This is a genomic window from Stenotrophomonas sp. ZAC14D2_NAIMI4_7, assembly GCF_003086675.1.
Taxonomy (GTDB): domain Bacteria; phylum Pseudomonadota; class Gammaproteobacteria; order Xanthomonadales; family Xanthomonadaceae; genus Stenotrophomonas.
Genome location: NZ_CP025995.1, coordinates 2,599,461 through 2,626,375, shown reverse-complemented (window position 1 = coordinate 2,626,375; position 26,915 = coordinate 2,599,461). Strand labels below are relative to the sequence as shown.

Genomic DNA, 26,915 nt, shown 5'->3' with positions numbered 1-26,915 from the left:
GAGCATGGCTCGACTCTACAAGAACCGCTCGATCAGCCCAGAATCCCGGGCAGGTCCAATCCCTTTTCCTTCGCGCATTCCACCGCGATGTCATACCCGGCATCGGCATGGCGCATCACACCGGTGGCCGGGTCGTTCCACAGCACGCGGCCAATCCGCTTGGCCGCGGCCTCGGTGCCGTCGCAGACGATCACCATGCCGGCGTGCTGCGAGAAGCCCATGCCCACGCCGCCGCCATGATGCAGCGACACCCAGGTCGCGCCGCTGGCGGTGTTGAGCAGGGCGTTCAGCAGCGGCCAGTCGGACACCGCATCCGAACCATCGGCCATCGCTTCGGTTTCGCGGTTGGGCGAAGCCACGCTGCCGCTGTCCAGATGGTCGCGGCCGATCACTACCGGTGCCTTCAGTTCACCGTTGGCCACCATCTCGTTGAAGGCCAGGCCGAGGCGATCACGGTCGCCCAGGCCGACCCAGCAGATGCGCGCCGGCAGGCCCTGGAATTTGATCTTCTCGGCGGCCATGTCCAGCCAGCGGTGCAGGTGCGGGTTGTCCGGAATCAGCTCCTTCACCTTGGCATCGGTCTTGGCGATGTCTTCCGGATCGCCGCTCAGCGCGGCCCAGCGGAACGGGCCGATGCCGCGGCAGAACAGCGGGCGGATATAGGCCGGCACGAAGCCGGGGAAATCGAAGGCATCTTCCACGCCTTCTTCCAGCGCCATCTGCCGCAGGTTGTTGCCGTAATCCACGGTGGGCACGCCCAGCGCATGGAAACCGAGCATGGCGCGGATATGGTTTGCCATCGATTCGCGCGCGGCCTTTTCCACGACCTTCGGCGCGGAAACGCGCTTCTGGTCCCATTCCTCCACCGTCCAGCCCTGCGGCAGGTAGCCGTTTACCGGGTCATGCGCCGAGGTCTGGTCGGTCAGCAGGTCCGGCTTCACGCCGCGGATCAGCAGTTCGTCCAGCACATCGGCCACGTTGCCCAGCAGGCCCACCGACAACGGCTTCTTGGCCGTGCACGATTCCTCGATCAGGCGCAGCGCTTCGTCCAGGTTGTCGGTCCAGGTGTCCAGGTAACCCGTGCGCAGGCGCATGTCGATGCTGCTCTTGCGGCACTCCACGGCCAGGCATGAGGCACCGGCCATCACCGCGGCCAGCGGCTGTGCGCCGCCCATGCCGCCCAGGCCACCGGTGAACAACCACTTGCCGGCTAGGTTGCCGTTGTAGTGCTGGCGGCCCATTTCCACGAAGGTTTCGTAGGTGCCCTGCACGATGCCCTGCGCGCCGATGTAGATCCAGCTGCCGGCAGTCATCTGCCCGTACATCGCCAGGCCCTTCTTATCCAGCTCGTTGAAGTGGTCCCAGTTGGCCCAGCGCGGCACCAGGTTGGAATTGGCGATCAGCACGCGCGGTGCATCGGCATGGGTGCGGAACACGCCCACCGGCTTGCCCGACTGCACCAGCAGGGTCTGGTCATCTTCCAGTCGCTTCAACGTCTCCACGATGGCATCGAAGCTTTCCCAGTCGCGCGCGGCGCGGCCGATGCCGCCGTACACCACCAGTTCCTGCGGGCGCTCGGCCACGTCCGGGTGCAGGTTGTTCATCAGCATGCGCAGCGGCGCCTCGGTCAGCCAGCTCTTGGCATTCAGCGTGGTACCGGTCGGCGCGGTGATGGTGCGGCTGGGGTCGTTGCGGGTCATGCGGCGCTCCGGTTGGTAGCGAATTCAAGGCAGGCATTGAGCACCTGCGCCAGGGTGTGGCGCAGCGGTGCGGCGTGTTCAGGATCCAGCGGAGTAGGCCAGCTGTGCTCATCCACCTGGTCGGGCAGGGGCTCGTGCATATAGCCGCGGCAGGCCAGTTCCATCTGCAGCGAATGCACGCCGCCGGGGATGTCGCTGTAATGCCGGGTGATCCAGCCGCCCTTGAAGCGACCGTTGCGCACTTGACTCATGCCGCTGATCTTCAGCAGATTTTCCACCACATCGCTGAGCGCGTTGTCGCAGGAGGTATCGGCCGCGCCGGACGGACCGGCGGTGCCCAGGTTGAACTGCGGCAGTTCGCCATCGAACAGGTGCGGAATATGCGAACGGATCGAATGCGCGTCGTACACCACCACCGTGCCGTGCTGCGCGCGCAGCCGCGTGATCTGTGCGGCCAGTGCATCGTGGTAGGGCGCGAAATACGTGTCGCGGCGGCGGGCGATTTCCACGTCGTCCGGCTCGCGCCCGGCGTGGTAAAGCGGCTGGTTGTCGAAGGTGGTCAGCGGGCACAGGCCGGTGGTGTTCTGGCCGGGGTACAGCGAAACACCGCTGGGATCGCGGTTGAGGTCGATCACCGAGCGCGAGATCGCCGAACGCACCGTGGTCGCGCCCATGCCGCGCGCGAAGTCGTACAGTTCGTGCACCCACCAGTCGGCATCGCGCCGCGCCAGCCACGGCGAGTGGTAGTCGCCCATCAGTTCGTGCGGCAGTTCGCTGCCGGTATGCGGGAAGCTGACGATCAGCGGGGCATCGCCCTCGTGCACCGTCAGCCAGTCGGGGCGGGCATTCATGCCTGCGGCTCCACGGTGGGAAGCAGTTCACCCAGGCCCTGTGCCAGCGCACCGCTGCGCACCAGGTTCGTGGCGACCACCATGTCCGGGTGGAAGTAGCGGTCTTCTTCCAGCGTCGGCACCCGCGCGCGCAGGGTGGCGCGCACGGTTTCCAGTGCGGCGCTGGAGCGCAGCGGCGCATGGAAATCGCAGCCCTGCGCGGCGGCCAGCAGTTCGATGCCGATCACGTTGGCCGCGTTCTCGGCCATCTGCATCAGGCGGCGCGCACCGTGCGCGGCCATCGAGACATGGTCTTCCTGGTTGGCCGAGGTCGGGATCGAATCGACACTGGCCGGGTAGGCGCGCTGCTTGTTTTCCGAGACCAGCGCCGCAGCGGTCACCTGCGGAATCATGAAACCGGAATTCAAACCGGGGCGCGGGGTCAGGAAGGCCGGCAGGCCGGACAGCGCCGGGTCCACCAGCATGGCCAGGCGGCGCTCGCTGATCGAACCGATCTCGCACACGGCCATGGCCAGCATGTCGGCGGCGAAGGCCACCGGCTCGGCGTGGAAATTGCCACCGGACAGTGCCTCGCCGGTATCGGTGAACACCAGTGGATTGTCGGAGACACCGTTGGCTTCGATTTCCAGCGTGGTTGCGGCCTGGCGCAGGATGTCCAGCGCCGCGCCCATCACCTGTGGCTGGCAGCGCAGGCAGTACGGGTCCTGCACGCGCACGTCGTTGTCGCGGTGCGATTCGCGGATGTCCGAGCCCTGCATCAGCGAACGCAGGGTGGCGGCAGTAGCGATCTGCCCGCGCTGGCCGCGGATGGCATGGATGCGCGGATCGAACGGCGTGTCCGAGCCCTTGGCCGCTTCCACCGACAGCGCGCCGGTCACCAGCGCGGCCTGGAACACGGTTTCGATCTCGAACAGCCCGGCCAGCGCGTACGCGGTGGAGAACTGGGTGCCGTTGAGCAGGGCCAGGCCTTCCTTCGCGCCCAGTTCCACCGGCTGCAGGCCAGCGCGTGCCAGGGCTTCCACCGCCGGCAGACGCTCCTCGCCGATGAAGGCCTCGCCCACGCCCAGCATCACGCTCGCCAGGTGGGAAAGCGGGGCCAGATCACCCGACGCGCCGACCGAGCCCTGCGCCGGCACCACTGGCAGCACGCCGTTCACCAGCATCGCTTCCAGCAGCAGCAGGGTTTCCTCGCGCACACCCGATGCACCCTGGGCCAGGCTGACCAGCTTCAGCGCCATCATCAGCCGCACCACGTTGGCCGGCATCGGCTCGCCCACGCCAGCGGCATGCGAGAGCACGATGTTCCGCTGCAGGGTGGCCAGGTCCTCGCGCTCGATGCGCACGCTGGCCAGCTTGCCGAAGCCGGTATTGATGCCGTACACCGGCGCGCCCTTGGCGACGATGGCGGCCACCGCGGCGGCACTGGCGCGCACCACCGGAAGCGCGGCCGGGTCCAGTGCAAGCGGTGCGCCGCGGTAGACCTGCCGCCACTGGGCGAGAGTGACGTGGCCGGGGCGAAGAACCAGGGTGTTGCTCATGTGTTGCTCCAGGAAGCAGGCAGATCGGGCTGCCCGCGCACCACGCGCGCGTGCAGCGGGTTGAATCCCATGCGATAGACCAGGTCGGCCGGCGCGTCGATGTCCCAGATCGCCAGGTCGCAGTCCAGGCCCACCGCCAAGCGGCCGATGCGTTCGCCGCGGCCCAGTGCGCGCGCCGCTTCTCGGGTGAAGCCGGCGATGCATTCGTCCACGGTCAGGCGGAACAGGGTGGCGCCCATGTTCATCGCCAGCAGCGGGCTGGTCAGCGGCGAGGTGCCGGGGTTACTGTCGGTGGCCAGGGCCAGCGGTACGCCGGCCGCACGCAGCGCGGCGATCGGGGGCAGGGTGGTATCGCGGGTGAAATAGAAGGCGCCGGGCAGCAGCACGGCCACGGTGCCGGCGGCCGCCATCGCGGCAATGCCGGCCTCGTCGAGGTGTTCGATATGGTCGGCCGACAGCGCACCGAAGCCGGCGGCAAGTTCGGCGCCATGCTGGTTGCTCATCTGTTCGGCGTGGATCTTCACCGCCAGCCCGTTCGCACGCGCCGCCTCGAAAACCTGCCGCGCCTGCGCCGGCGAAAACGCGATGTTCTCGCAGAACACGTCCACGGCCTCGGCCAGGCCTTCGGCAGCGATGGCCGGAATCATCACGTTGCACACCTCGTCGGTGTACTCCTGCGCCTGCCGGCCCGGCGGCACCGCGTGCGCGCCAAGGAAAGTGGTGGCCACGTTCACCCGGCATTGCTCGCCCAGCGCGCGCGCGACCTGCAGCTGCTTGCGCTCATCGGCCAGGGTCAGGCCATAGCCGGATTTGATCTCGACCGTGGTTACCCCTTCGGCGCGCATCGCCAGCAGGCGCGGGCGGCTTTCTGCGGCCAACTGCTCAGCGCTGGCGGCACGGGTGGCGCGTACGGTGGAGACGATGCCGCCGCCGGCGCGGGCGATATCGGCATAGCTGACGCCCTGCAGGCGCTGCTCGAATTCGTTGGCGCGGTTGCCGGCGTAGACCAGGTGCGTGTGGCAGTCGACCAGCCCGGGCGAGATCCAGCGGCCTTCGCCATCGAAACGCGTGGTCGGGCGCAGGTGGGCATCGCTGCCGGCGGCGCCGACGTGCACGATGCGGCCGTCGGCGCAGGCCAGCACGCCGTCGCGGATGATTCCCAGGCCCTCGCCATCAAGGGTCATCAGGTGGACATTGGACCAGAGGGTGTCGACGTGCATGGCATCCACTACGCGGCTGTGCTTATATGTCTATACAATATAAGCGTCCCTTTCGGGTTGTCCAGCCATGTCTGATTCGCGTTCCCCTGCCGCTTTCCACGCCGCCCATGCCTTGCTGGCCGACGGCTGGGCCCGTGATGTGCGCCTGCAGGTGCAGCACGGTCGCATCACCGCGGTCAGCACGGGGCAGGGCGCCGAAGCAGGCGATACCCGCGTCGGTATCGCCGTGCCAGGCCTGCCGAACCTGCACAGCCACGCCTTCCAGCGCGGCATGGCCGGCCTGACCGAGATCGGCGGCGGCGACGGCGACAGCTTCTGGAGCTGGCGTGAGCTGATGTACCGCTTCCTGGCCCACCTGCGTCCCGATACGGTGCAGGCCATTGCCGCCCAGGCGTACATGGAAATGCTTGAAAGCGGCTTCACCCGGGTGGGCGAATTCCACTACCTGCACCACGATGCCGATGGCCAGCCGTACGCGAACCGCGCCGAGATGAGCGCGCGCATTGCCGCCGCTGCGGCGCAGACCGGCATCGGCCTGACCCTGCTGCCGGTGTTCTACGCCCACGCCGATTTCGGCGGCGCGCCGCCCAATCCCGCGCAGCGCCGCTTGATACACGACGTGGAAGGTTTCGCGCAGCTGCTGGATGCGGCCAAGCCGGCATTGGCCGCGCTGCCCGATGCGGTGCTGGGCATCGCGCCGCACAGCCTGCGGGCGGTCACCGGCGAAGAATTGAGTGCGCTGCTGCCGTTGACCGACGGCCCGGTGCATATCCATATCGCCGAACAGGTGCGCGAAGTCGACGCCTGCCTGGCTTGGAGTGGCCAGCGCCCGGTGCAATGGCTGTACAACCATGCGCCGGTGGACGCGCGCTGGTGCCTGGTGCATGCCACCCACATCACCGACGACGAGCGCGCCGCGATCGTGGCCAGCCAGGCGGTGGCCGGCCTGTGCCCGATCACCGAGGCCAACCTGGGCGATGGCCTGTTCCCGATGCAGGCGTTCGCGCGCGAAGGCGGGCGCTTCGGCGTCGGCTCCGATTCGAACGTGCTGATCGACGCGGCCGAAGAGCTGCGCCTGCTGGAATACGGCCAGCGCCTGAGCCTGCGCGGCCGCAACGTGCTGGCCCCGGACGCCCGCCGCAGCAGTGGCCGCTTCCTGTTCGAAGGCGCCCTGCACGGCGGTGCGCAGGCGCTGGGCGTGGCTGCCGGCCTGCAGGTCGGCGCCAGTGCCGATCTGCTGGAACTGGACGCCGCGCACCCGGCGCTGCAGGCGCGACAGAATGACGCATGGCTTGACAGCTGGGTCTTCGCTGCACGTAATGGCGCGCTGCGTTCGGTCTGGCGCCATGGCTGCCAGGTCGTGGCCGACGGCCGCCACCTGCAGCGCGAGGCCATCACCACCGCCTTTGCCGCCGCGTTGCGTGGCGTGCTGGGCTGATCGCCTCCCTGCTCATCGAGATCCCCACCCCCGTGAAGGCCAGCAAGTCCGCCACGCTCAACCAGCGTATCCGCAGCGATCTGGAAAGCCGCATCCTCAGTGGAGAATGGGCGCCGGGTTTCCGCATTCCGTACGAGCACGAGCTGATGGAGCAGTACGGCTGTTCGCGGATGACGGTGAACAAGGTGCTGACCGCGCTGGCCGAGAGCGGCATGATCGAGCGCCGGCGTCGTGCCGGTTCGTTCGTGGCCCGGCAGCCGCCGCACTTGGAACAGGTGGCGCTGGAAATTCCCGATATCGCGATGGAAGTAGGCTCGCGTGGCCATCAGTACAGCTACCGCCTGCTGCAGCGCGAACTGCGCGGGGCCACCGCGGGCAATGCCGGCGAAGAAGAGCTGGCCGGTGCAGGCTCGCTGTTGGCGATGCGCTGCCTGCATCTGGCCGATGACCGGCCGCTGGCGCTGGAACATCGCCTGATCAGCCCGGTGGGCGTGCCCGAAGTGCTGGCGGTGGATTTCAGCACCACTGCGCCGGGCAGCTGGCTGCTGCAGAACGTGTCCTGGACCCGCGCCCAGCACCGCATCAGTGCCTGGGGCGCTGACGCCGCGTCGGCCAAGCTGCTGCAGGTGGCGCCGGGCACCGCTTGTCTGGTGATCGAGCGCCTGACCTGGCGCGGCGATCAGCCGATCACCCGGGTGCGGCAGGTGTTCCTGGGCGACGCCTGGGACCTGGTGGCGCGCTTCGCGCCTGGCGGGCGCTGAGGCAGACCATCCACGCATGGCGTGGACCTACCGGCATGGCGCGGATCAACCGCGCGTGGTTGCTACCTGTAGATCCACGCCATGCGTGGATGGCGTTCCTTCAACCGGCAGGTCTGTCGCCTTGAACTCTGTCGAGGCGTGTGTACGATGTGTATCGTCCCCGCCATTAAGAGCGGGGACCTTATCCGGGAGCTGCGCGAGGCGGGTTGGACCTGTTGTCGAATCCGTGGCTCCCATCATGTATTCGTGCATCCGCATTGCCCGCACATCGTTACCGTGCCGCATCCCAGGAAGAATCTGGGAACTGGCCTGGTCAAGGCGATCCGGAAGCTTGCTGGACTGAAGTAGAGGCTCCCATGCGATATCCAGTCTTGATCGAAGCCGGTGATGAACACACTGCTTGGGGCGTGGTGGTGCCGGATCTCCCGGGCTGCTTCTCTGCCGCGGACACGCTCGATGACGCCCTGCGTTCGGCCGAAGAGGCTGCGCTTGCCTGGATTGACGCCGCACTGGATGCCGGGCACTCGATTCCAACACCGTCGGCACCACAGAAACTGGTCGCCGACGCGGCAGGTGGAACGCGATGGATTCTTGCCTATATCAGCATCGATCCCGCACTGCTGGATGACACCATCGAGCGGGTGAACATCAGCCTGCCGCGACGGATCCTGTCCAGGTTGGATGCGCAGGCCAAGGCGGCCGGGGAAACGCGTTCAAGCTACATCGCCCATCTTGCCGCGTTGGCTTGACGGCGGCGGGCGGCGCAACCATCCACGCATGGCGCGGATCTACTGGGTGAGACCACGCAGGGTTGATCCACGCAATGCCAGGGCCGCGCAACGATGATTCACACAATCCGGTAGATCCACGCCATGCGTGGATGCCTCATTCTCAATACGTGGCGCACTGCCGCCAGCGCACCGGCTCGTCCACGCCCGGGCGGGCGTTGAGCTGCACGCGCACCGTACGCAGGGCAGGGTAGCGCAGCACTTCCTGACAGACGCGCGGCCAGACCTGCTCCAGTTCGCCGGTGCGGTTGATGGCCAGGGTCTGCCGGGTCAGCCAGACGCCGCTGGCAATGCCGCTCTGACCGGCCAGGGCGCGGGCCAGCTCGGCCTGGTAGCGCTCCAGCGTGGCCGCATCGGGGTTGGGATTGCTGCGGCTGTCGTCGCCGGCCTTGGCTGCGGGCACAACCGGCGCGCTGGTCAGAGCCGCATCCGCCGCGGGTGACGGCGCTGGCGCTGCGACGGGGGCGGCCGGTGCAACCGCTGTGCTGGCAGTGGCCACGGGTGTGGGCTCCGGGGCGGCAACCGGTGCATCGGCGTGCAGCCCCTGCAGGCTGACCCCGACCAGCAGGCCCACGGTCACCGCGCCCAGTGCAGAAATGGCGATGCGGCGCAGGGCCTCGTGGCGGGCGCTGGCACGCACGCGGCTTTCGATGTCGCCGGGCAGGTAAGGCTGCAGCAGCGGCCACAGGCGCGGGCCGTCCAGCACTTCCACCGCCTGCTTTTCGGCGGCGGCCAGGCCGTCACGCTCCACCCGCCCTTCGGTGATCAACAAGCCACCCTTGGCGCCGCCCAGGCGCGCGGCCGCACCCAGTTCGTTCACCGCTGCCGTACCAATACGGTAGGCCAGGCCGTGCTTGCACCAGACCATCCAGGTGTTGGGGCCGTCGGTCAGCACGAAATCGCTGCGCGGTTCGCGCGCATCCTCGTCTGCGTCATGTACCTCGCGCAGCCCGCGCTGCTCGCTCAGCATGCGCTTGATCAGCGTGGAAAACTCACGCCAATGCATACCGGCCAGGGCCTGCAGGCCCAGTCGCATTTCCGTTTGCCGCCGCTTCACCCACCACAGATAGACAACAGCCAAGGTGCAGATGAGCAGGGCCGACAGCAGGGCCAGAATCCAAGGGAGCATGCAGGTGCGAACGGAAGGGAAAATTCAGAAGCCGACAGTGTAAAGGCCACACTGGGCGATTGCGTCAGGGCGTTCCCGACAAGAAGCGTGATGCAGCGCGCAGATCAGCGCTGTGCAGACACGAAAAAACCCGCCAATCCTGAAGCCGTGAGGGGAGGGAACAAACGGCAGGCGAAGCGATTGGCGGGTTCTCGCGATTGTCAGACAAATTTTATTGCATTGCAACAATTGGCCGGTCAGGCGGCGCCCGGCCCCTGGTGGCTGCCGGGGGCGGGGGCATCAGTGCCCGATGCGGCACGGTTTTCAAGCTTGGCCAAGCGCGCATGCAGCGCATCCAGGCGAGCCTCCAGGGCAGCCACATCCTGAGCGGTGGGCACATGCATGCGTTTCAGCACGCCCTGCACCTGCTCGTCGAAGGCCTTTTCCACCTTCGTCCAAGTGCCCGATGCCTTTTCGCGGGCTTCATCCAGCGACTGTTCCACATTGTCGCGCCAGCCCGGGCCCTGTTCACCGCTGCGTTCGCGACGGCGGGCTTCCCACGCTTCGCCTTCCTTCACCAGGCCATCGAAGAAGCGGTTGCCTTCGGCCTGTGCCCGGCCAAGCGCGCCCAGCCCGGCCAGCCAGACCTGTTGTGCCGAATCGCTCAACTTGCGCGAAAAGCGCCCGGCTTGTTCGCCGAAGCTGGCGTCATCGTCGCGGCGGTCGTCGTTGTCGTAAGTGTTCATCGCACTCCCGGGGAGGTTGGGCCTGCCCCGAGAGTAGCGCGGCGTTGCGTTGCTGGGCCGTGATGGCCCGGCGCCGGGGTTCAGCCCAGCTTTTCCTTCAGCACGCGCTGGATCTCGCTTTCCACCATGCCCTTCATGGCCGACAGCAGGAAACCGAGTTTGGCGGTCACCCGCACCGCACCCGGCTGCAGTTCGATGGCACCGTCCACGCCGCTGCCGCTGAAGTTCAGTACGTCGGCCGCCCAGCTCGACTTCAGGCCGAAGCGCTCGGACAGCTTGGCGGCCACCTGTTCGATGGCCTCGCGCGCCTGCGCGTCGGGCAGGGAATGGGCGTGGCGGACGTCGATGCTGGACATGCAGGCTCCTGGCGCAGGGCCGGGTTGTAGTAAGAGGGCGGTCATTGTGCGCATCGGCGGGCGCGGCGCCAAGCACTCAGACGGGGTTCTTCTGCGTTGGCGGCCAACCTGCTAGTCTGCGCCGCGTGCAGAACCTGCTTGTTCACTTCAGTCAACACCAACAGCCCGACCAGCCGCTGCGGCCCGGGGTGCAGCGCATCGTGCGCCAGGCCAATGGCAGCGTGCGGCTGGGCGATGCCGGCAACGGCGCCCTGCTGCTGGCGCAGTTCTGCCTGGACGATCGCGGTCTTTGGCTGCAGGTCGGCAACGGTATCCGTGGCATCCACGTGAACGGTCGCCCGGTGCGGCGCATGGCCCTGCTGCGTGCCGGCGATGCGGTGTATGTGGACGGCGTGGAAATGGTCCTGCAGGGCGAGGTGGAAACCCTGCTGCAGGCCCCGGCGCCGACGGCGCAGGTCGATCCGGGCATCGACGAACAACGCGTGCTGCGCGGGGTGGGCGGCCTGCACCATGGCCGCGGTTTCACCCTGGCACGGCCGCGGTTGATCGGTCGTGGTGACGATGCCGACATCGCTATTGATGAGCCGGCCTTCGCCGACCAGCACGCTCGGGTCGAACTGCATGGCGAGCGGGTACTGCTGCGTGACCTGGGCAGTGCCGAAGGCAGCCGGGTGAACGGCGTGGCCGTGCGCCACTGCTGGCTGCAGGCCGGTGACCAGCTGGTGTTCGACGGCCAGCATCGCTTCGTGCTGGAAGTGCCGCATGACCCGCGCCGGCGCCCGGCGCCCAGCGCGGACGACGAGGCGGCAGACAGCGAACAGGCGCCGGTGGCCCCGGTGGCGCCGCGTCACGTGCGCCGCTGGCCGTGGCTGCTGGCCAGCGCCCTGCTGCTGGCCAGCGTGCTCAGCCTGCTGCTCTGGTTCGGCGCGCGCTGAACGCGTTCCGCCGGGCATGGCTCGGCGCTACCCATGACGCCTGACGGCGTACGCCGACCAAGGTCGGCGGCTACCAGAGCCATGCACGCCCGCTCTTTGGTAGGTGCCAACCTTGGTTGGCACATTGCCCCCGGCGTGAATTGGATACGAATGCAACCAAATTTCCCTTGCGCGACAAGGCCGCAAGGCTGGTGCGCTGCGGCATACTAGGGGTCTTGCCCCACAGGTGTGACATGACGCGCGCGTTCAACTTCAGTGCCGGCCCTGCAACCTTGCCGGAATCGGTCCTGCGCCAGGCGCAGGCGGAAATGCTGGACTGGCACGGTGCCGGCGCCTCGATCGTGGAAATGAGCCATCGCGGCCCGGAATTCATGTCCGTGGCTGCCGAGGCCGAGGCCGACCTGCGCCGCCTGCTCGATATACCCGACGACTACGCGGTGCTGTTCCTGCCCGGGGGTGCCACCACCCAGCAGGCGCTCATCCCGCTCAACTTCGCCAAGCCCGGCCAGCGCGCCGACTATGTAGTGAGTGGCCATTGGGGAAAGACGGCGGTCAAACAGGCCGGCCCCTATGTGGATGTGAACATCGCCGCCAGCAGCGAAGCCACCGGCTATCGCGAACTGCCCGCGCGTGAGGGCTGGCAGCTCTCGGTCGATGCCGCCTACGTGCACATCACCGCCAACGAGACCATCCACGGCGTCGAGTTCCGTGATGTGCCAGACACCGGCTCTGTGCCGCTGGTGGCCGATTTCAGCTCGTCCATCGCCAGCGAACCGCTGGATGTGCGCCGCTACGGCATCATCTATGCCGGCGCGCAGAAGAACCTGGGCCCGGTCGGCATTGCGGTGATGATCATCCGCCGCGACCTGCTGGAGCGCGCCGGCCAGCCGCGCGCGGACATCTTCGATTACCGCTCGCACGTCGCGCGCGATTCCATGCTCAACACCCCGCCCACCTGGAACTGGTACCTGGCCGGCCTGGTGTTCAAGTGGATGCTGGCCGAAGGCGGCGTGGTCGAGTTCGCCAAGCGCAATGCCGCCAAGGCCGCGCTGGTATACGGCGCCATCGATGCTTCCGGCGGCTTCTATCGCAATGAAGTGGCGCCCTCGGCACGCTCGCGGATGAACATCCCGTTCTTCCTGCCCAGCATCGACCTGGACGCGCGCTTCGTGGCCGAAGCCAAGGCCGCTGGCCTGCTGGCGCTGAAGGGCCACAAGGTGGTGGGCGGCATCCGCGCCTCGCTGTACAACGCCATGCCGCTGGCCGGAGCCGAGGCGCTGGTCGCCTTCATGGCCGATTTCCAGCAGCGTCACGGTTGAGCACTGAACGGCGCGCACCGTCCGGTGCGTGCCCTGCAACAAGGAATTCCAATGGCAAGCAAACCCGCCAAGAAGGCGCCCGCCAAGGCTGAAACGGCCAAGGGCAGCGCGGCCCCCAAGGGCAAGAAGACCGCCACCGCGGCCCCCACGCTGGCACCGCTGGCGCTGGCCGACGTGCGCGCCAAGATCGACCAGATCGACCGTGACATCCAGGGCCTGATCGCCGAACGCGCGCAGTTTGCCCACCAGGTGGGCAAGGCCAAGGGCAAGCTGGCCGCCGCCGTCGATTACTACCGCCCCGAGCGCGAAGCCCAGGTGCTGCGCATGGTGGTGGACCGCAACGAAGGCCCGCTCAGCGACGAACTGCTGGTGCACGTGTTCCGCGAAATCATGTCGGCGTGCCTGGCCCAGCAGGAACCGCTGAAGATCGGTTACCTCGGCCCGGAAGGCACCTTCAGCCAGCAGGCCGTGCTCAAGCACTTCGGCCGCTCGGCACTGGGCCTGCCGATGGCCAGCATCGAAGAAGTGTTCCAGGAAGTGGAAGCGGGCAATGCCGATTTCGGCGTGGTGCCGGTGGAGAATTCGGGGCAGGGCACCATCCAGATCACCCTGGACATGTTCCTGACCTCCAACCTGAAGATCTGCGGCGAAGTGGAACTGCGCGTGCATCAGTACCTGATGTCGCGCAGCGGGCGCATCGAGGATATCGAGCGCGTCTACGGCCACCCGCAGTCCTTCATGCAGACCTCGGCCTGGATGCGTGCCAACCTGCCGAAGGCCGAAAAGATCCCCGTGTCCAGCAACGCCGAAGGCGCGCGCCGCGCGCGCAATGCCGACGATGCCGCGGCCATCGGTGGTGAAAGCGCTGGCCACGTGTACGGCCTGAAGAAGGTCGTGACCAAGCCGATCCAGAACGATGCCGACAACACCACCCGCTTCCTGGTGGTGGGCCGCAACATCTTCCCGACTTCCGGCCACGACCGCACCTCGGTGCTGGTGTTCATCCATGACAAGCCCGGCGCGCTGTTCGATGTGCTCAGCCCGTTTGCCCGCCACGGCATCAGCATGAACCGCATCGAGTCGCGCCCCTCGCACCACGGCAAGTGGGAATACGGCTTCTTCATCGATCTGGCCGGCCATATCGACGATGCCCCCATGCAGGCCGCGCTGGCCGAACTGGAAGCGCACTCGGCGCAGATCAAGGTGCTGGGCTCCTACCCGGTGGCCGTGCCCTGATTGCTGTGGCGGCCACGTGCCGCGCCCCTTGAAGCACCGCCGGCCCGCCGGCGTCTACGGAACGATCGAACGATGAGCAACGCGCAACACTGGATTGCCCGCAAGGGCCAGCCCCTGCAGGGCAGCCTGACCATTCCCGGCGACAAGTCGGTGTCGCACCGCTCGGTGATGTTCGCCGCGCTGGCCGATGGCACCTCGCAGATCGACGGCTTCCTGGAAGGCGAAGACACCCGCGCCACCGCGCGCATCTTCAGCCAGCTGGGCGTGCGCATCGAAACCCCCAGCGCCTCGCAGCGCATCGTGCATGGCGTCGGCATCGACGGCCTGCAGGCGCCGAGCGCGCCGCTGGACTGTGGCAACGCCGGCACCGGCATGCGCCTGTTGGCTGGTCTGCTGGCCGGCCAGGCCTTCGACTGCACCCTGGTGGGCGATGAATCGCTGTCGGGCCGTCCGATGCGCCGGGTGACCGGCCCGCTGTCGCAGATGGGCGCGAAGATCGACACGCAGGACGATGGCACCCCGCCGCTGCACGTGCACGGTGGCCAAGCGCTGCACGGCATCGATTTCGCTTCGCCGGTGGCCAGCGCGCAGGTCAAGTCGGCCGTCCTGCTGGCCGGCCTGTATGCGCAGGGCGAAACAAGCGTGGTCGAGCCGCACCCGACCCGCGACTACACCGAGCGCATGCTGTCGGCGTTCGGCGTGGACATTGAATTCTCGCCGGGCAAGGCCCGCCTGCGCGGCGGCCAGCGACTGCGCGCCACCGACATCGTGGTGCCGGCTGATTTCTCCTCGGCCGCGTTCTTCCTGGTCGCCGCCAGCATCATTCCCGGCTCGCACATCCGCCTGAAGCAGGTGGGCCTGAACCCGCGCCGCACCGGTCTGCTGCACGCGCTGCGCCTGATGGGCGCGGACATCACCGAGGAAAACCCGGCCGAGCAGGGCGGGGAAGCGGTGGCCGACCTGGTGGTGCGCCATGCCCCGCTGAAGGGCGCGCGCATTCCAGAGGAGCTGGTGCCGGACATGATCGATGAGTTCCCGGCGCTGTTCGTTGCCGCTGCGGCGGCCGAAGGCCAGACCGTGGTGACCGGCGCGGCCGAACTGCGGGTGAAGGAATCGGACCGCTTGGCGGCCATGGCCACCGGCCTGCGCGCGCTGGGCATGCAGGTGGACGAAACCGAAGACGGCGCCACCCTGCACGGCGGCGTGACCCTGGGCAGCGGCACCATCGAAAGCCACGGCGACCACCGCATTGCCATGGCGTTTGCCATTGCCGGTCAGATCAGCAGCGGCGAGGTGCGCATCAACGACATCGCCAACGTTGCCACCTCGTTCCCCGATTTCGACGGCCTGGCCCGCAGCGCAGGCTTCAACCTGGCCTGAGCTCGGCGCGATACCGCGGCGCCCGCACCCCGGTAGCGCCGGGCCATGCCCGGCGAACAGGCAATCCGGGGCAAAAAAAGGCGGAGGCCGAAGCCTCCGCCACATCACGAACCCCTCGTCCGCGATCAACGCTGTTCGGTACGGAAATCCACCGGCACGCGCACCACACTGGCCACGGCGCGCCCCTCATGCATGGCCGGCTGGAACTTCCAGCCCTGCACGGTATTGATCACGGCGCGGTCCAGATCACGGCTGCGTTCGCCGCTGCGGGACACGATGCTGGCCTGGGTCACATTGCCGCGGGTATCCACGTTCAGGCTGGCCACCACGCTGCCCTGCACGCCACTGCGCAGCGCGGCAGCGGGGTAGGTCGGCTTGGCATTGCTGGCCAGCGGGCGCGCCTCACGGTTGCTCACAGCCGGAGCGCTGCGTCGGGTGGTGTTGGCCGGTGCCGCGGTGCGGGCCGCCGGTGCCGTAGTAACGACCGGTGTTTCGGTGGCCGGCAGCATGCGCTCGCCTACCGGGGCCGGCGCCACGTCTTCCTGGTGGGCGAAGCGCAGCCAGACGAAAGCCGCTGCGAACATTGCCACGATCAGCGCCATCCACAGCCACGGCGAGGTCGGCCGGTGCGGCACATCCTGCTGCAGCTGGGGCGAATGAAGGTTTTGGTGGGTAGTAGCCGCCATTGCTTGCTCCTCGCGTCTGTAACGACGCCCCGAGTCTGGACCGGGCAGCAGTGGCAATGTGTCAGCGTTGCGTCAACGCAACCGGCAGGGTTCAGGTTGCCTGCCGGGCACCGTTCAGTTACTGGGGCTTGAAGTCGAACGGCACTTCAATGCTGCCCGGCACGGCCTGGCCGTTGCTCTGCGCTGGGGTGAAACGCCAGCGGCGCACGGCGTCGGTGGCCGCACGGTCGAGGTCACGCGAACCGCTGCGCTGGATGACCGTTACGTTGTTCGGGTAGCCGGTGGCATCCACGTCCACGCGTACCACCACGCTGCCAGCTTCGCCACGGCGCAGGGCGGCAGGCGGGTAGCTGGGCGCGGGCGACTGCTCGGCAATCGGCATCGGCTGCGAGGTTGCTGCAGCCGGCGCGGCCGTACCCGGGGTCGGGGCAGCCGGGTCCACCGCAGCGGGCGGCGGCGGCGCGGTTTCCACCAGCTTCGGCGCCTCGTCTTCGGGCAGTGGCGCCGGCTTGGCATCGGGCATGTCGCTGGATCCCGCCGCGGCCGGCAACGGCTCGGGCAGCGGCTCGATCTGCGCCGTTTCCTGCGGGGTGGCCGTGGCCGGGTCGGCGCGGAAGAATTCCTTGTCGCGGCCGGTCAGCCAGACCACCACGAACAGCGCAATGCCCACGCCGAAGGCGATGCCGGCGATCTTCAGGGCGTTGCGCGGAATGTGCACAGTGAACGACTTGGCAGAGGACGAGCGGGGTGCAGACATGGACCAGACCAGCGTGAAGTACCCCGATTCTGCCACGCCCGGAATGAACCGGGCGGCAGAAATCCGTATAACAGGCGATAATCCCGTCCCTGTTACCCACCACGACACCTGCCATGCTTGATCCAGCCCTGCTCCGCCACCAGCCCGCCGACCTCGCCGAACGCCTGCGCACCAGCCGCGGCTTCGAGCTCGACGTGTCTGCCCTGGAGTCCCTGGAGGCCGATCGCAAGCGTATCCAGGTGCGTACCCAGGAGCTGCAGAGCCTGCGCAACAGCCGTTCCAAGGCCATCGGCCAGGCCAAGGCCAAGGGCGAGGACGTCTCGGCCATCATGGCTGAAGTGGCCGCATTCGCCGACGAGCTGAAGGCCTCGGAAGTGGCCCTGGACGAGCTGCGTGAGAAGATCGAGACCATCGCCGCCGGCATCCCGAACCTGCCGGCCGATGACGTGCCGGCTGGTGCCGACGAGAACGACAACGTCGAGCAGGCGCGCTGGGGCACCCCGCGCAGCTTCGATTTCCCGGTGCTGGACCACGTTGAACTGGGCGCGCGCAACGCCGGCCTGGACGCGGAAACTGCGGCCAAGCTGTCCGGCTCGCGCTTCACCGTGCTGCGCGGCCAGGTCGCCCGCCTGCACCGCGCCCTGGCCCAGTTCATGCTGGACCTGCACGCCGGCGAACACGGCTACGAAGAAACCAACGTACCGCTGCTGGTCAACGCCGATTCGCTGCGTGGCACCGGCCAGCTGCCGAAGTTCGAGGACGACCTGTTCAAGACCGCCGTGGGTGATTCCACGCGCTACCTGATCCCGACCTCGGAAGTGCCGCTGACCAACCTGGTGCGCGACGAGATCGTCGACGCCGAGCGCCTGCCGCTGCGCGTGACCGCCCATTCCATGTGCTTCCGCGCCGAAGCCGGCAGCGGTGGCCGCGACGTGCGCGGCATGATCCGCCAGCACCAGTTCGAGAAGGTCGAGCTGGTGTCGATCTGCCGCCCGGAAGACAGCGACGCCGAGCACACCCGCATGACCCGCTGCGCCGAAGTCGTGCTGGAAAAGCTCGGCCTGCCGTACCGCAAGGTGCTGCTGTGCACCGGCGACATGGGCTTCTCGGCCATCAAGACCTACGATCTGGAAGTCTGGCTGCCGTCGCAGAACACCTACCGCGAAATCAGCTCGTGCTCCAACACCGGTGATTTCCAGGCCCGCCGCATGCAGGCCCGCTGGCGCAACCCGGCCACCGGCAAGCCGGAACTGGTGCACACCTTGAACGGCTCGGGCGTGGCGGTCGGCCGCGCGATGATTGCCGTGATGGAGAACTACCAGAACGCCGACGGCACCATCACCGTGCCGGACGTGCTGCGCCCGTACATGGGCGGTATCGAAACCATCGGCTGAGCCCGCTGGGGTGGGTGCCATGCTTGCATGGCATTGCTTCAGCCTTGGTAGGTGCCATGCTTGCATGGCACTGCTTCAGCCTTGGTAGGTGCCATGCTTGCATGGCACTGCTCCAGCCTTGGTAGGTGCCATGCTTGCATGGCACTGCTTCAGCCTTGGTAGGTGCCATGCTTGCATGGCGCTGCTCCTGCTCCGGTGGGTGCCTTGCTTGCATGGCACCGCAGCCACGCATGGCGTGGATCTACTGCATCCATGCCCTGCGTGGATGAACCCCGGCGATCACCCCACCACCCGCAGCTTCTCCAACGGCACCCACCCGGGCTCGCCGTCTTCCGGCACGCACCACGCCCATCCATTCAGCGTGCGCAGCCCGCGCAATCGCTGCCCCGGGTCCACATCCAGCTCCCGCGCGCAGTAATCCTCCGTGGCAAACGCGCCACCGTGCGCATCTCGCCCGATCACCGGCGCTGGCACGAACCCGGGCTCCTGCCCCTCGGCCTGGCATAGAAACCAGTCTTCCCAGCCCTCAGGGCCCTCATAACGTTCGCCCACCACCAGCGCCTGCCCACGGCGCAGGGTGATCGGTTGCGGAAATTCGCTGCGGTGCGCAGTGGTCACGATGTAATCCATGCCCCCAGCCTACCGGTCCCACGCAACAAAAAACGGCCCCGCAATGCGGAGCCGTCAGGGTGGGCCGGGATGGGGGAGGGGCTCCCGGCCCGCAATCAGCGCCCCCGACGAGGAGGGGGGAGGGCGCCGATCGCTGGAACGCAGTACTTACGCAGCCACTTCTTCGGCAGCGTGCGACGGCAGGGCCGACAGCGCGCCGGCAATGGCGTCTTCGCGGTGCTTGGGCGAATAGGCAATGCCCTCGGCGCGCACGAACTCGACGTTGTCGATGCCCATGAAGGCGAACACCTGGCGCAGGAACGGTTCCTGGAAGTCGGCCGGCGAATCGGTGTAGATGCCGCCGCGGGCGCTCACCACGATCACGCGCTTGCCACCGGCCAGGCCCACCGGGCCGTTCTCGGTGTACTTGAAGGTGCGGCCGGCCACGGCAACGCGGTCAATCCAGGCCTTCAGCGTGGACGGAATACTGAAGTTGTACATCGGCGCGCCGATGACAAGGATGTCGGCGGCCAAGAACTGCTGCATCACCTGTTCAGCGTCGGTCGCCTCGGCGGCATCGACACCGGCCAGCGAGCTGCTGCGCAGATGGGGTACCGGGTTGGCGTCCAGATCGCGATAATCGACCTGCAGGCCGTCGATCTGGTCCTTGAACTGGGCGACCACCGCCGCAGTCAGCTGGCGCGAGACGGAGTTGTCGCCAAGCACGCTGGCGTCGAGATGCAGAAGCTTCATGGCAGTCACCTATGTTCGGGAAGGAGGGGCGGGTTCGCCGCCGACGGAGAGAACGATAGGTTGTTGCATGGGCAGGATAAAGGTGGTTCAATGCCACGAATTGTTCTAGATATGGAACTCGGGTATGCATGACCTGAATGACCTGTACTACTTCGCCATGGTCGTGGACCACGGCGGTTTCGCTGCCGCCGAGCGCGCCCTGGGTATCCCCAAATCGCGCCTGAGCCGCCGTATCAGCCAGCTGGAAACCGACCTGGGCGTGCGCCTGCTGCAGCGTTCCACGCGCCGCTTCGCCGTCACCGACGTCGGCACCAGCGTGCACCGCCATGCGCAGACGATGCTGGCCGAGGCCCAGGCCGCGCGCGAAGTGGTGGACCGCCTGAGTGCCGAGCCGCGTGGCGTGGTACGTGCCAGCGTGCCGGTGTCATTGGCGCAGATGCAGCTGCCCAAGCTGCTGCCCAAGTTCCTGGAGCAGTACCCGAAGGTGCGCCTGCAGCTGAACATCAGCAACCGCCGCGTGGACATCATCAATGAAGGCTACGACGTGGCCCTGCGCGTGCGTTCGCGCCTGGACGACGACGGCAGCCTGGTCATGCGCAGCTTCGGCCAGGTGCAGGAACTGCTGGTCGCCAGCCCGAAGTACCTGGACCGCGCCGGCCGCCCGAAGGACCCCGAAGAGCTGACCCAGCACGTCACCCTCAGCATCAGCGAAGACGAGGCGCGCCAGCGCTGGGAACTGCATGGCCCGGAAGGCGAAGTACGCCGGGTGGACCTGCAGCCGCGCGTGGCCGGCTTCGACTTCCCGCTGCTGCAGAGCATGGTGAAGGACGGTTTCGGCATCACCATGCTGCCGGAAACCGTGTGCGCCGAAGCCGTGCGCAACGGTGAACTTGAAGTGGTGCTGCCGGACTGGTCGCTGCCGCAGGGCGTGTGCCATGCGGTGTTCGCCTCGCGCCGTGGCCTGCTGCCGGCGGTGCGCGTGTTCATCGACTTCCTGGCCGAACACCTGCCGCCGCAGCTGGAGGCCTCACGCCTGGACTGCGGTGGCGCGTGCGAGAAGGCCAAGGAGAAGATCAAGGCCAGCGCCCTGGGCGCCTTGGCCGTGGATGCGGGCTGAGGCCTGCCGATAGCGCCGGGTCACGCCCGGCGTTACGCCGGTCTTGGGCAAATCGCCCGGCCGTGCGAGAATGCGTGCCCGGCCAGCAGGCTGGGCCGATACGGAGAGATGGCCGAGCGGTTTAAGGCACCGGTCTTGAAAACCGGCGAAGGGTTAAACCTTCCGTGGGTTCGAATCCCACTCTCTCCGCCAGAATATTTGGAAAGCCTCTGGAAACAGGGGCTTTCTTTTCATCGTGGCTGCGCATCCTCTCATCGCTTTCGGCAATCGGAGCGATTTGGGTTCGGTTGCGCAGCAATTACCCAATGCGCGTCGCATCTCGCGCCTGCTCGTGAGCTTGCTCTTTCTGGGCAACCTGCTGCTGGGCCTGTGAGATCTGCTCTGCCTTGGCGAGTGACTGCTCCACTGGGGTGTTGATCGCGTCGCTGATGGCTACCGATGCCCGCAGATGTGCCGGGTTGTCGAGCTCACCTTGCACAACGAACATGCGCGGGCCAGAGCCGTCGGAAGATGGGTTGCCCAGGACGACGTGATCGACCCGATCCAGGCCGCCACTCTTGGCCGATGCCAACAGGCTGGCACAGATGCGTTCGCTGGTTTCATCGAAGCTGCGTCCATGCGTGGAGTCCACGGCCGATACACCATTGCGGATCTGTTGATAGAGCGGATGATCAGGGTGCCCTTTGTCCCTGGGATCTTGATTCATCTTGTCCAGGGTCGATTCGATGCTTTCCTGCAGTGGACTCTTGGGTGTGAAGCCCGGGTTGCTCAGCGAAGGCGAGCCCTTGTTGGTTGATTCTTGTGTCAGTCGCTCACCAGGTTTGAGCGCACTGTGTGCCCGTTGTTCCGCTGCGGCCTCGCGGCGAGCGTACTCGCCGGGTTCCTCGGTGCCCCGCAGATGATTGATCCCGTCACGTAGTAGCCCTGGGCCGCCACCTACAACAACGGTGGCTCCCATGCGTACTTGATGGATGTCACTGCGGTACTCAGTGACCCGGCGCAGGTCGTCGGGGGCGGTGATCCGTGCGCTTGGGTCGTCAAGGACGGACTGCACCGGCCCTTTGTCGGTCATGCGATCAAGGAAATGAATCACCCGATCGGAGTCGTCCAACTGCACCGCCACGGCAGCGGAGATGGCGTGCCCGCTCCTCAATCCAGGTGCCAGAAGGGACCCGACGCGTTGGCCCTGTTCGGCGTTGCGCAGAACCTCCAGTTCCTTGGGGAGCGCACACATCTCAACCTTGCCGTAATGGGGGCCGCCTGCGCTCACCAGGTCGCCTGCCATGACATGGTTGGTGAAGGGTGCCGCATTGGCGGGCTGGCCTTCGGGAATGCGGTACGCCAATCCGGCAGCGCCTTAGGGATTGAACGCGTCGCCGGGGAGGTTGTAGTGATGTGCGGTGATCTGTGCAAGCGCGCCACCTAGGGAGTGGCCGGTGACGTGTACAGGGCCATACCCCATTTCATTCGCCATCTTGATGGCTTGTTTGGTCAGCGCGAGGGCATCGTCGAGCTGTGGGTTGATTCTGGCGGCAACCATGGCAGCGTCGATCCCGCCATCGAGCAGTGGCTCGCGATCAAACTCGGTGCCGCGGTGGGCAACAATGACTTCGTTCGTTGCTGGGCTGCGATAGACGGTGCCTTGATATCCGGTACTGGAGTCGCGTCTGGCCAGTATCTAGTACTTGATGCCCGCAACGGTAATGAACGCATCGTCTAAGGGGGGGATTCATACGTGCTGTTGGAGAGCGCGGCGGCGGTAACAGGATTCATCGAATCTCTCCTTCAGCCTTTGTGGAAATCTCGATAGGGAAGTACTTTGAGTGCTCACTATCGGGGATCTTCTGGAATTGGCTGTCGGGCCAGATGCCCGCTCGCTCGGGTGTCTGTCCTGGAATCAGTGGTCTAAGTGCCTTCTCCACGTATGTAATAGAGCGCGCTTTATCTTCGATCTCTGGAAAGAAGGCGGGAATAGCTAGTCCGATCGGGCGGCCTTCGACGTCCAGCGTGAACGATGCTTGCACAAAGCGTGGCGTCCAGTTACATGGTCCGCGGCCATAGTAGTCGGCGACCTCCATCCCATCTTTGAACACTGTGGAAGTGAATTCGGTCTTGCTGACGCGTTGCACTGGAAACACCACTGACCGGCGTTGTGGCGCGTACTGCACGCCCTCGTAGTTGTCGATCGGCGGGAGACAGAGCGGGTCTATTTCGTAGGAGACGAAGACCTTGGGAGCAGGGACGTCCACGGGCGCATCGTGTACCCGAATCACGATAGCAGGCGCGTCCGTGGGAGCAGGATTCTCGCGGTAGGCCGGGTACGAACGGTCCTCATTGCAGCCAGGTGCGACGGCGGTGACCAAGGCGATGAGAACTACACGAGGAAGAGTCTGGAGGGATGTCAGCATGATCGGTCCATGTCGGCGATTGAGATGCTGTTCGGGGGCGCCAATACAGGCTTGCTACAAAGCGTGGCTTCCAGGGCGTTAAGCAGTTGGCTGGACCAGCCAGACCGTTGATTCGCGCTGTGTCGCCCGGATGGTCAATCTTAGAATCTTGAGGACATATCTATCGCAAAGTACTTGGGGTGATCTGCGAGCGGGCGCTTTTCGAACATGGTCTGGGACAATGTCCAAGCCCGTTCAGGTGTCTGCGCTGGAATCAACGGTCTTAGTGCCTTCTCTACGTAGGTGGTTGAGCTGCCCTCATCCTCAAGTCTCTGGAATGCGGCGCCAACTTTAGCGTGGATTGAGCGGCCATCCACGACCATTGGAAATGAGGCTTGCACGGTGTTGGGCGTCCAGTTGCACGGGCCACGACCGTAGTAGTCAGGAACGGCCATTCCGTCTTTGAAGGCCTTACTGGTGAATTCGGTTGAACTGATGCGTTCTACCTGCAACTGAACAGAATGCCATTTGGGTTCGTAGTTCACGCCCTCGTAGTTGTCGATCGGCGGCAGGCAACGTGGGTCAATTTCGTAAAGGACGGTTATCTTGGGCGTTGGGACGCTCACGGGCGCATTGCGGACCCGTATCACGATCGGCAGGGCATCCTTGGGAGCAGGATTCTCGCGGTAGACAGGGTACGAACGGTCCTTGCTGCAGCCTGGGGCGGCAACGGCGATCAAAGCAATCAACACAACACGAGGAAGGGTCTGTAGGAATGTCAGCATCATCGATCCATGTCGCTGATTGAGGTGCTACCGGGCGGCGCCAGTACAGGCTTACTACAAAGCATGGCTCTCAGGGCGTGACGCAGTTTGCAGGATTGCCCGGATCGTAGATCAGCTGGGCAGAGCGTGTCGCCTTGAAAGATGAAGCCCAGACTGGCTTCTTGGGCAGATGCGACAGTACGCGCTCTCTCAGCTTCACGTTCATCGGCGCGCCATTGCAAGGCGTGCGCTGACCATACGATCCGCTCTGGCCAGGCCTACCCGCGTCGCCCACCCCTCGGCTTGTTATGGCACAACGGGTAACTGGAACACGACCGGAACGCCCCATGCGGCCCATTCCGCTCCACGAACACCCCCACCTTGCACACCGGGCAGCGCTCCTCATTGATCGCCACACCCTTCACGCTCGTCACCGCCACCACGCCATCCTGCACCAGCTCATCCAGGAACGGCGAGCGTTTGCCCTGCAGCGTGAACATCGCAACACTCCGCCGCGCGCGCGTCAGCGCCACATAGAACAGCCGCCGCTCTTCGCCCAGCGGGAAGGTATCGCCTTCGGGCATCGCCAGCGAAAGCACCGGATCATCCGCTCGCAGGCTGGGGAAACCGCGGTTCACCATTCCCGGCAGAATCACATAATCCGCCTCGCGTCCCTTTGAACGGTGCGCGGTCAGGAACTCCACGTCCATCGTGCTGCCGAACGCTGCCTTCCAGTCCGCCGGTAGTGCGCTGCGCTCATTCCGGTACCGGCCCAGAATGAAGACCGTCACGCGCCCGTCGCGGCCGCGAGGCACGGCACCGGACAGCAGTTGCTGATGCAGCGTGGCCAGATACTGGCGAACGCCATCCTGCACTTCTTCGCGCCGGGTCATCTGGAATGCCTGCAGCACCGGCCCAATCGCTGGCGTCGAAGAACGCACCGCCTTGGCAATCTGCGCGGGATTGCGGCTGATGAAGCGGCTGGAGATATCGCACAGTGCCTGCGGGCAACGGAAGGTCTGCTCCAGTTTCAGTACCTGGCCGTGCCCCATCCATTCGCGGAAACCGGTCATCACTGAAACATCGGCACCGGCGAAACGATTGATCGACTGCCAGTCGTCGCCCACCGCAAACAGATAACGTCCCGGGCGGTTTACCAGGGCGCGGCACAGGCGGGCGCGGGCGCGCGAGGCGTCCTGGAATTCGTCGGCCATCACCAGTTCGTAGGGCGATTCATAATGGCCCTGTTCCAGCAGTCCGGCGGCCATGTTCAACATGTCCTCGAAATCGATGCTGCGCTCGTCCGCCAGCGCCTCGTCCCAGGCCTGGAAGACCGGCGCTGCGATTTCCAGGAACCGCCGATGCCGCTCCTTGAACTGGTCCTCGGGCATCTGCTGCAGGCGCGCAGCCAGGTCGTCCAGCGTCAGGCAGTTGCTCTTGGCGTGGGCAATGAAGGTCCGCATCAGGCCGATCAGGTCGGCATCCGGCATGGGCTTTGCGCCCTCGGTAGGCAGCTCACGGTCGGGGTTCGGGTCCAGCTCGACATCGGAGTCGCCGAGCTTCTCCGCAAGATGTTCCAATGCGTGCCCGCTGCGCAGGCCAAACGAGGTCGTCTCGACCAGTGCGGTGCCGCGCGCCACGTGCTGCTGGCGCTTCCAGTGCATGCCTTCAGCGTAATTGGCGAAGTGCTTCGGCGGCTGACCATCGGCATCCAGCGCGAAGTGCTCGTGATACAGCGCTGCGTCCGGGTAATAGAAGTCCGGTCGGTACTGGCGATGGGTATCGGTGGCGGTATCAAATTCGTAACGGCGCTCGTAGTCGTACGCCACGCCGTTGTAGAACAGCCAATCGGCAATGACACACTCTTCCAGGCTCTTCACCCGCTCGCCCTGCAGGGTGCGGATGTACGGCGTGCCGTCGCGGTCGTAGCCGTCGGCCATCATCTCCGCACCGAACGGCGGAAGGTCGCGCCCGAACACCAGGCGGAACATGTCCCACTGGGTACGGAAGTGGATCGAGCGGTCCTTCAGGTCGTCCACCAGCTCGGCCAGCTTGTTGAAGCCCAGCGTGGCGTCGATGGCCCATTCGGGAATGTCGGGCTTGCGGCCGGTGGCCTTGCCGATGATGGCCAGGCCCAGCGCATGGAAGGTGCGTGCCTCGACCACGGTGTCGCCCATGCCGAGCCGGTCGAAGGAGCGCTGCGCGCGCTCTTCCAGCTCCTTGGCCGCATCCTTGTTGAAGGCGAGCATGACGATGCGCTCGGGCTCAACGAAGCCGCGGTCGATGGCATAGGCCGCCTTGGCGACCATGGTGGAGGTCTTGCCGGAGCCGGCTGCGGCGACGACCTGCACGCAGTTGTCGAAGCAGATGACCGCGCGGGCCTGCTCCTCGGTCAGCGGCTTGCTTTCCACCCGGTCCAGGAAGTCCTTGGCCAGCACCAGTTCGCGCGTTGTCATGGCCTCGTTGGCGTCCGCCCAGACGGCGGGCCAGTCGAGGTACCAGTCGTTCAGCGCTTCCAGTGCGGCAAGGTGGCTGCTGGCGCGCAGATCGTCATGCACGGACTCGTCAAGGAACAGCCGTTCCAGATCGTCCGGAGCGAGGGGCAGGGTGGGGCGCTCGGCCAGCAGCGCCTGCTGTTCCTGGTGGGTGATCCAGCGGCGGCCGGCACTGCCCCGGTCGGTGAGGGCGTCGGCCTCGGCCAGCCATGCCTGGATCTGCCCCAGGATGTCCTCAAAGAGCGCCTTGCGCCCGCGCGTGGTGCGCGCAAAGAGCACGTGCTGCACGGCCGCCGAAAGCTGGGAGGCATGCCGCTTGGGCAGGCCGTCCACGGACAGCGTTTCGCCGTCCTCGGTCTGCAACGCAACCCTGGCCCAGAACAGCCCCGGACGCACCTGCAGGCGCTGGGCGTCATCCAGTGGCTGCCGGTACTGCCGGCCCTCAATCAGAAGCTCGACCTGCTCGCCATCCAGCCGCAGACGCCAGTCCGGCGAGCGGGTCACACGCTGGCCCCAGCTCGAGGGGCGCCATTCCATAGACATCCAGATACTGCCTTGCGTACGTCACTGGGCGTAA

28 protein-coding genes and 1 tRNA gene are annotated in these 26,915 nt (G+C 66.3%); 12 read left to right on the top strand and 17 right to left on the bottom strand.

The window, feature by feature from the left end; genetic code table 11:
- Nucleotides 1–32: 32 nt before the first annotated feature.
- The 4 genes from hutU to hutI are packed head-to-tail and all read right to left on the bottom strand — an operon-like array spanning nucleotide 33 to nucleotide 5,309.
- The gene (gene hutU, locus C1922_RS12105) at nucleotides 33–1,700 is read right to left on the bottom strand and encodes a urocanate hydratase (RefSeq protein ID WP_108749979.1); all 1,668 of its coding nucleotides are present in this window, start codon (nucleotides 1,698–1,700) and stop codon (nucleotides 33–35) included.
- A complete protein-coding gene (hutG, locus tag C1922_RS12100; protein ID WP_108749978.1) occupies nucleotides 1,697–2,551 on the bottom strand; it encodes an N-formylglutamate deformylase in 855 nt (284 codons plus the stop codon). The genes hutU and hutG overlap by 4 nt, the downstream gene beginning before the upstream one ends.
- Nucleotides 2,548–4,089 carry a histidine ammonia-lyase gene (gene hutH / locus C1922_RS12095; RefSeq protein WP_108749977.1) on the bottom strand — a complete coding sequence of 514 codons (1,542 nt, stop codon included), beginning with the start codon at nucleotides 4,087–4,089 and terminating at the stop codon, nucleotides 2,548–2,550. The genes hutG and hutH overlap by 4 nt, the downstream gene beginning before the upstream one ends.
- Nucleotides 4,086–5,309 (bottom strand): imidazolonepropionase, encoded by a 1,224-nt coding sequence (hutI, locus tag C1922_RS12090; protein WP_108751582.1) that lies wholly within the window; start codon nucleotides 5,307–5,309, stop codon nucleotides 4,086–4,088. Before hutI ends, hutH begins: the two co-directional genes overlap by 4 nt.
- A 67-nt stretch (nucleotides 5,310–5,376) precedes the next feature.
- Here hutI and C1922_RS12085 point away from each other — a divergent pair, with 67 nt between their 5' ends.
- The 4 genes from C1922_RS12085 (at nucleotide 5,377) to C1922_RS12070 (ending at nucleotide 8,257) form a co-directional block, all read left to right on the top strand.
- Nucleotides 5,377–6,747 (top strand): formimidoylglutamate deiminase, encoded by a 1,371-nt coding sequence (locus C1922_RS12085; RefSeq protein WP_108749976.1) that lies wholly within the window; start codon nucleotides 5,377–5,379, stop codon nucleotides 6,745–6,747.
- 32 nt (nucleotides 6,748–6,779) lie between these two features.
- Nucleotides 6,780–7,508 carry a histidine utilization repressor gene (gene hutC / locus C1922_RS12080; RefSeq protein ID WP_108749975.1) on the top strand — a complete coding sequence of 243 codons (729 nt, stop codon included), beginning with the start codon at nucleotides 6,780–6,782 and terminating at the stop codon, nucleotides 7,506–7,508.
- An 81-nt stretch (nucleotides 7,509–7,589) separates the two neighbouring features.
- Nucleotides 7,590–7,856: a type II toxin-antitoxin system HicA family toxin gene (locus C1922_RS12075; protein ID WP_325051574.1), complete on the top strand. Its 267-nt coding sequence runs from the start codon at nucleotides 7,590–7,592 to the stop codon at nucleotides 7,854–7,856.
- Nucleotides 7,857–7,879: 23 nt separating this feature from the next.
- Nucleotides 7,880–8,257 carry a type II toxin-antitoxin system HicB family antitoxin gene (locus C1922_RS12070; RefSeq protein WP_234413312.1) on the top strand — a complete coding sequence of 126 codons (378 nt, stop codon included), beginning with the start codon at nucleotides 7,880–7,882 and terminating at the stop codon, nucleotides 8,255–8,257.
- Between the two features lie 142 nt (nucleotides 8,258–8,399).
- Here the strand turns inward: C1922_RS12070 and C1922_RS12065 are convergent, their stop codons facing one another.
- The 3 genes from C1922_RS12065 to C1922_RS12055 form a co-directional block, all read right to left on the bottom strand.
- Nucleotides 8,400–9,425, bottom strand: coding sequence for a restriction endonuclease (locus tag C1922_RS12065; RefSeq protein WP_108749973.1), 1,026 nt, complete (start codon nucleotides 9,423–9,425; stop codon nucleotides 8,400–8,402).
- A 236-nt stretch (nucleotides 9,426–9,661) separates the two neighbouring features.
- Entirely contained in the window at nucleotides 9,662–10,150 is a 489-nt protein-coding gene (locus C1922_RS12060) for a phasin family protein (protein WP_108749972.1), read from the bottom strand.
- A gap of 80 nt (nucleotides 10,151–10,230) precedes the next feature.
- Nucleotides 10,231–10,506: a polyhydroxyalkanoic acid system family protein gene (locus C1922_RS12055; protein WP_108749971.1), complete on the bottom strand. Its 276-nt coding sequence runs from the start codon at nucleotides 10,504–10,506 to the stop codon at nucleotides 10,231–10,233.
- Between the two features lie 125 nt (nucleotides 10,507–10,631).
- Between C1922_RS12055 and C1922_RS12050 the strand changes: the two genes are divergently transcribed.
- From C1922_RS12050 to aroA, 4 genes are all read left to right on the top strand, one after another.
- Nucleotides 10,632–11,441 carry an FHA domain-containing protein gene (locus C1922_RS12050; protein WP_108749970.1) on the top strand — a complete coding sequence of 270 codons (810 nt, stop codon included), beginning with the start codon at nucleotides 10,632–10,634 and terminating at the stop codon, nucleotides 11,439–11,441.
- A 233-nt stretch (nucleotides 11,442–11,674) separates the two neighbouring features.
- The gene (gene serC, locus C1922_RS12045; RefSeq protein ID WP_108749969.1) at nucleotides 11,675–12,760 is read left to right on the top strand and encodes a 3-phosphoserine/phosphohydroxythreonine transaminase; all 1,086 of its coding nucleotides are present in this window, start codon (nucleotides 11,675–11,677) and stop codon (nucleotides 12,758–12,760) included.
- Between the two features lie 51 nt (nucleotides 12,761–12,811).
- Nucleotides 12,812–13,996: a prephenate dehydratase gene (gene pheA / locus C1922_RS12040; RefSeq protein WP_108749968.1), complete on the top strand. Its 1,185-nt coding sequence runs from the start codon at nucleotides 12,812–12,814 to the stop codon at nucleotides 13,994–13,996.
- Between the two features lie 72 nt (nucleotides 13,997–14,068).
- Complete coding sequence (gene aroA, locus C1922_RS12035; RefSeq protein ID WP_108749967.1) at nucleotides 14,069–15,376, top strand: 3-phosphoshikimate 1-carboxyvinyltransferase; 1,308 nt, start codon at nucleotides 14,069–14,071, stop codon at nucleotides 15,374–15,376.
- Between the two features lie 125 nt (nucleotides 15,377–15,501).
- Here the strand turns inward: aroA and C1922_RS12030 are convergent, their stop codons facing one another.
- Together C1922_RS12030 and C1922_RS12025 are read right to left on the bottom strand one after the other, a co-directional pair.
- Nucleotides 15,502–16,062, bottom strand: coding sequence for an energy transducer TonB (locus C1922_RS12030; protein WP_108749966.1), 561 nt, complete (start codon nucleotides 16,060–16,062; stop codon nucleotides 15,502–15,504).
- A 118-nt stretch (nucleotides 16,063–16,180) separates the two neighbouring features.
- On the bottom strand, nucleotides 16,181–16,819 hold the full coding sequence (locus C1922_RS12025; protein WP_108751580.1) for an energy transducer TonB: 639 nt from the start codon (nucleotides 16,817–16,819) through the stop codon (nucleotides 16,181–16,183).
- Nucleotides 16,820–16,932: 113 nt separating this feature from the next.
- Here C1922_RS12025 and serS point away from each other — a divergent pair, with 113 nt between their 5' ends.
- Nucleotides 16,933–18,213 (top strand): serine--tRNA ligase, encoded by a 1,281-nt coding sequence (gene serS / locus C1922_RS12020; protein WP_108749965.1) that lies wholly within the window; start codon nucleotides 16,933–16,935, stop codon nucleotides 18,211–18,213.
- Nucleotides 18,214–18,492: 279 nt separating this feature from the next.
- Here serS and C1922_RS12015 read toward each other — a convergent pair whose 3' ends face one another.
- Both C1922_RS12015 and C1922_RS12010 read right to left on the bottom strand, forming a co-directional pair.
- On the bottom strand, nucleotides 18,493–18,843 hold the full coding sequence (locus C1922_RS12015) for a ligand-binding protein SH3 (RefSeq protein ID WP_108749964.1): 351 nt from the start codon (nucleotides 18,841–18,843) through the stop codon (nucleotides 18,493–18,495).
- A 147-nt stretch (nucleotides 18,844–18,990) separates the two neighbouring features.
- Nucleotides 18,991–19,575 carry an NAD(P)H-dependent oxidoreductase gene (locus C1922_RS12010; RefSeq protein ID WP_108749963.1) on the bottom strand — a complete coding sequence of 195 codons (585 nt, stop codon included), beginning with the start codon at nucleotides 19,573–19,575 and terminating at the stop codon, nucleotides 18,991–18,993.
- Nucleotides 19,576–19,699: 124 nt separating this feature from the next.
- On the opposite strand from C1922_RS12010, the gene C1922_RS12005 reads away from it, so the two are divergent.
- Complete coding sequence (locus C1922_RS12005) at nucleotides 19,700–20,692, top strand: LysR family transcriptional regulator (RefSeq protein ID WP_079222336.1); 993 nt, start codon at nucleotides 19,700–19,702, stop codon at nucleotides 20,690–20,692.
- A gap of 102 nt (nucleotides 20,693–20,794) precedes the next feature.
- Nucleotides 20,795–20,884 (top strand) — tRNA-Ser (locus tag C1922_RS12000).
- Nucleotides 20,885–20,990: 106 nt separating this feature from the next.
- Here the strand turns inward: C1922_RS12000 and C1922_RS11995 are convergent.
- On the bottom strand, nucleotides 20,991–22,037 hold the full coding sequence (locus C1922_RS11995) for an XVIPCD domain-containing protein (protein WP_234413310.1): 1,047 nt from the start codon (nucleotides 22,035–22,037) through the stop codon (nucleotides 20,991–20,993).
- Nucleotides 22,038–22,049: 12 nt separating this feature from the next.
- A complete protein-coding gene (locus C1922_RS20815) occupies nucleotides 22,050–22,154 on the bottom strand; it encodes a hypothetical protein (RefSeq protein ID WP_325051583.1) in 105 nt (34 codons plus the stop codon).
- Between C1922_RS20815 and C1922_RS20685 the strand changes: the two genes are divergently transcribed.
- Nucleotides 22,134–22,412 carry a hypothetical protein gene (locus C1922_RS20685; RefSeq protein WP_234413309.1) on the top strand — a complete coding sequence of 93 codons (279 nt, stop codon included), beginning with the start codon at nucleotides 22,134–22,136 and terminating at the stop codon, nucleotides 22,410–22,412. The two genes, C1922_RS20815 and C1922_RS20685, sit on opposite strands and share 21 nt — an antisense overlap.
- A 49-nt stretch (nucleotides 22,413–22,461) precedes the next feature.
- Here the strand turns inward: C1922_RS20685 and C1922_RS11990 are convergent, their stop codons facing one another.
- The 4 genes from C1922_RS11990 to C1922_RS11985 form a co-directional block, all read right to left on the bottom strand.
- Nucleotides 22,462–23,100 carry a hypothetical protein gene (locus tag C1922_RS11990; protein ID WP_108749962.1) on the bottom strand — a complete coding sequence of 213 codons (639 nt, stop codon included), beginning with the start codon at nucleotides 23,098–23,100 and terminating at the stop codon, nucleotides 22,462–22,464.
- 140 nt (nucleotides 23,101–23,240) lie between these two features.
- A complete protein-coding gene (locus tag C1922_RS20405; RefSeq protein ID WP_234413307.1) occupies nucleotides 23,241–23,867 on the bottom strand; it encodes a hypothetical protein in 627 nt (208 codons plus the stop codon).
- A gap of 67 nt (nucleotides 23,868–23,934) precedes the next feature.
- Nucleotides 23,935–24,069 (bottom strand): hypothetical protein, encoded by a 135-nt coding sequence (locus C1922_RS20760; RefSeq protein ID WP_267896399.1) that lies wholly within the window; start codon nucleotides 24,067–24,069, stop codon nucleotides 23,935–23,937.
- A 52-nt stretch (nucleotides 24,070–24,121) separates the two neighbouring features.
- Nucleotides 24,122–26,875: a UvrD-helicase domain-containing protein gene (locus C1922_RS11985; RefSeq protein WP_108749961.1), complete on the bottom strand. Its 2,754-nt coding sequence runs from the start codon at nucleotides 26,873–26,875 to the stop codon at nucleotides 24,122–24,124.
- Nucleotides 26,876–26,915: the final 40 nt, after the last annotated feature.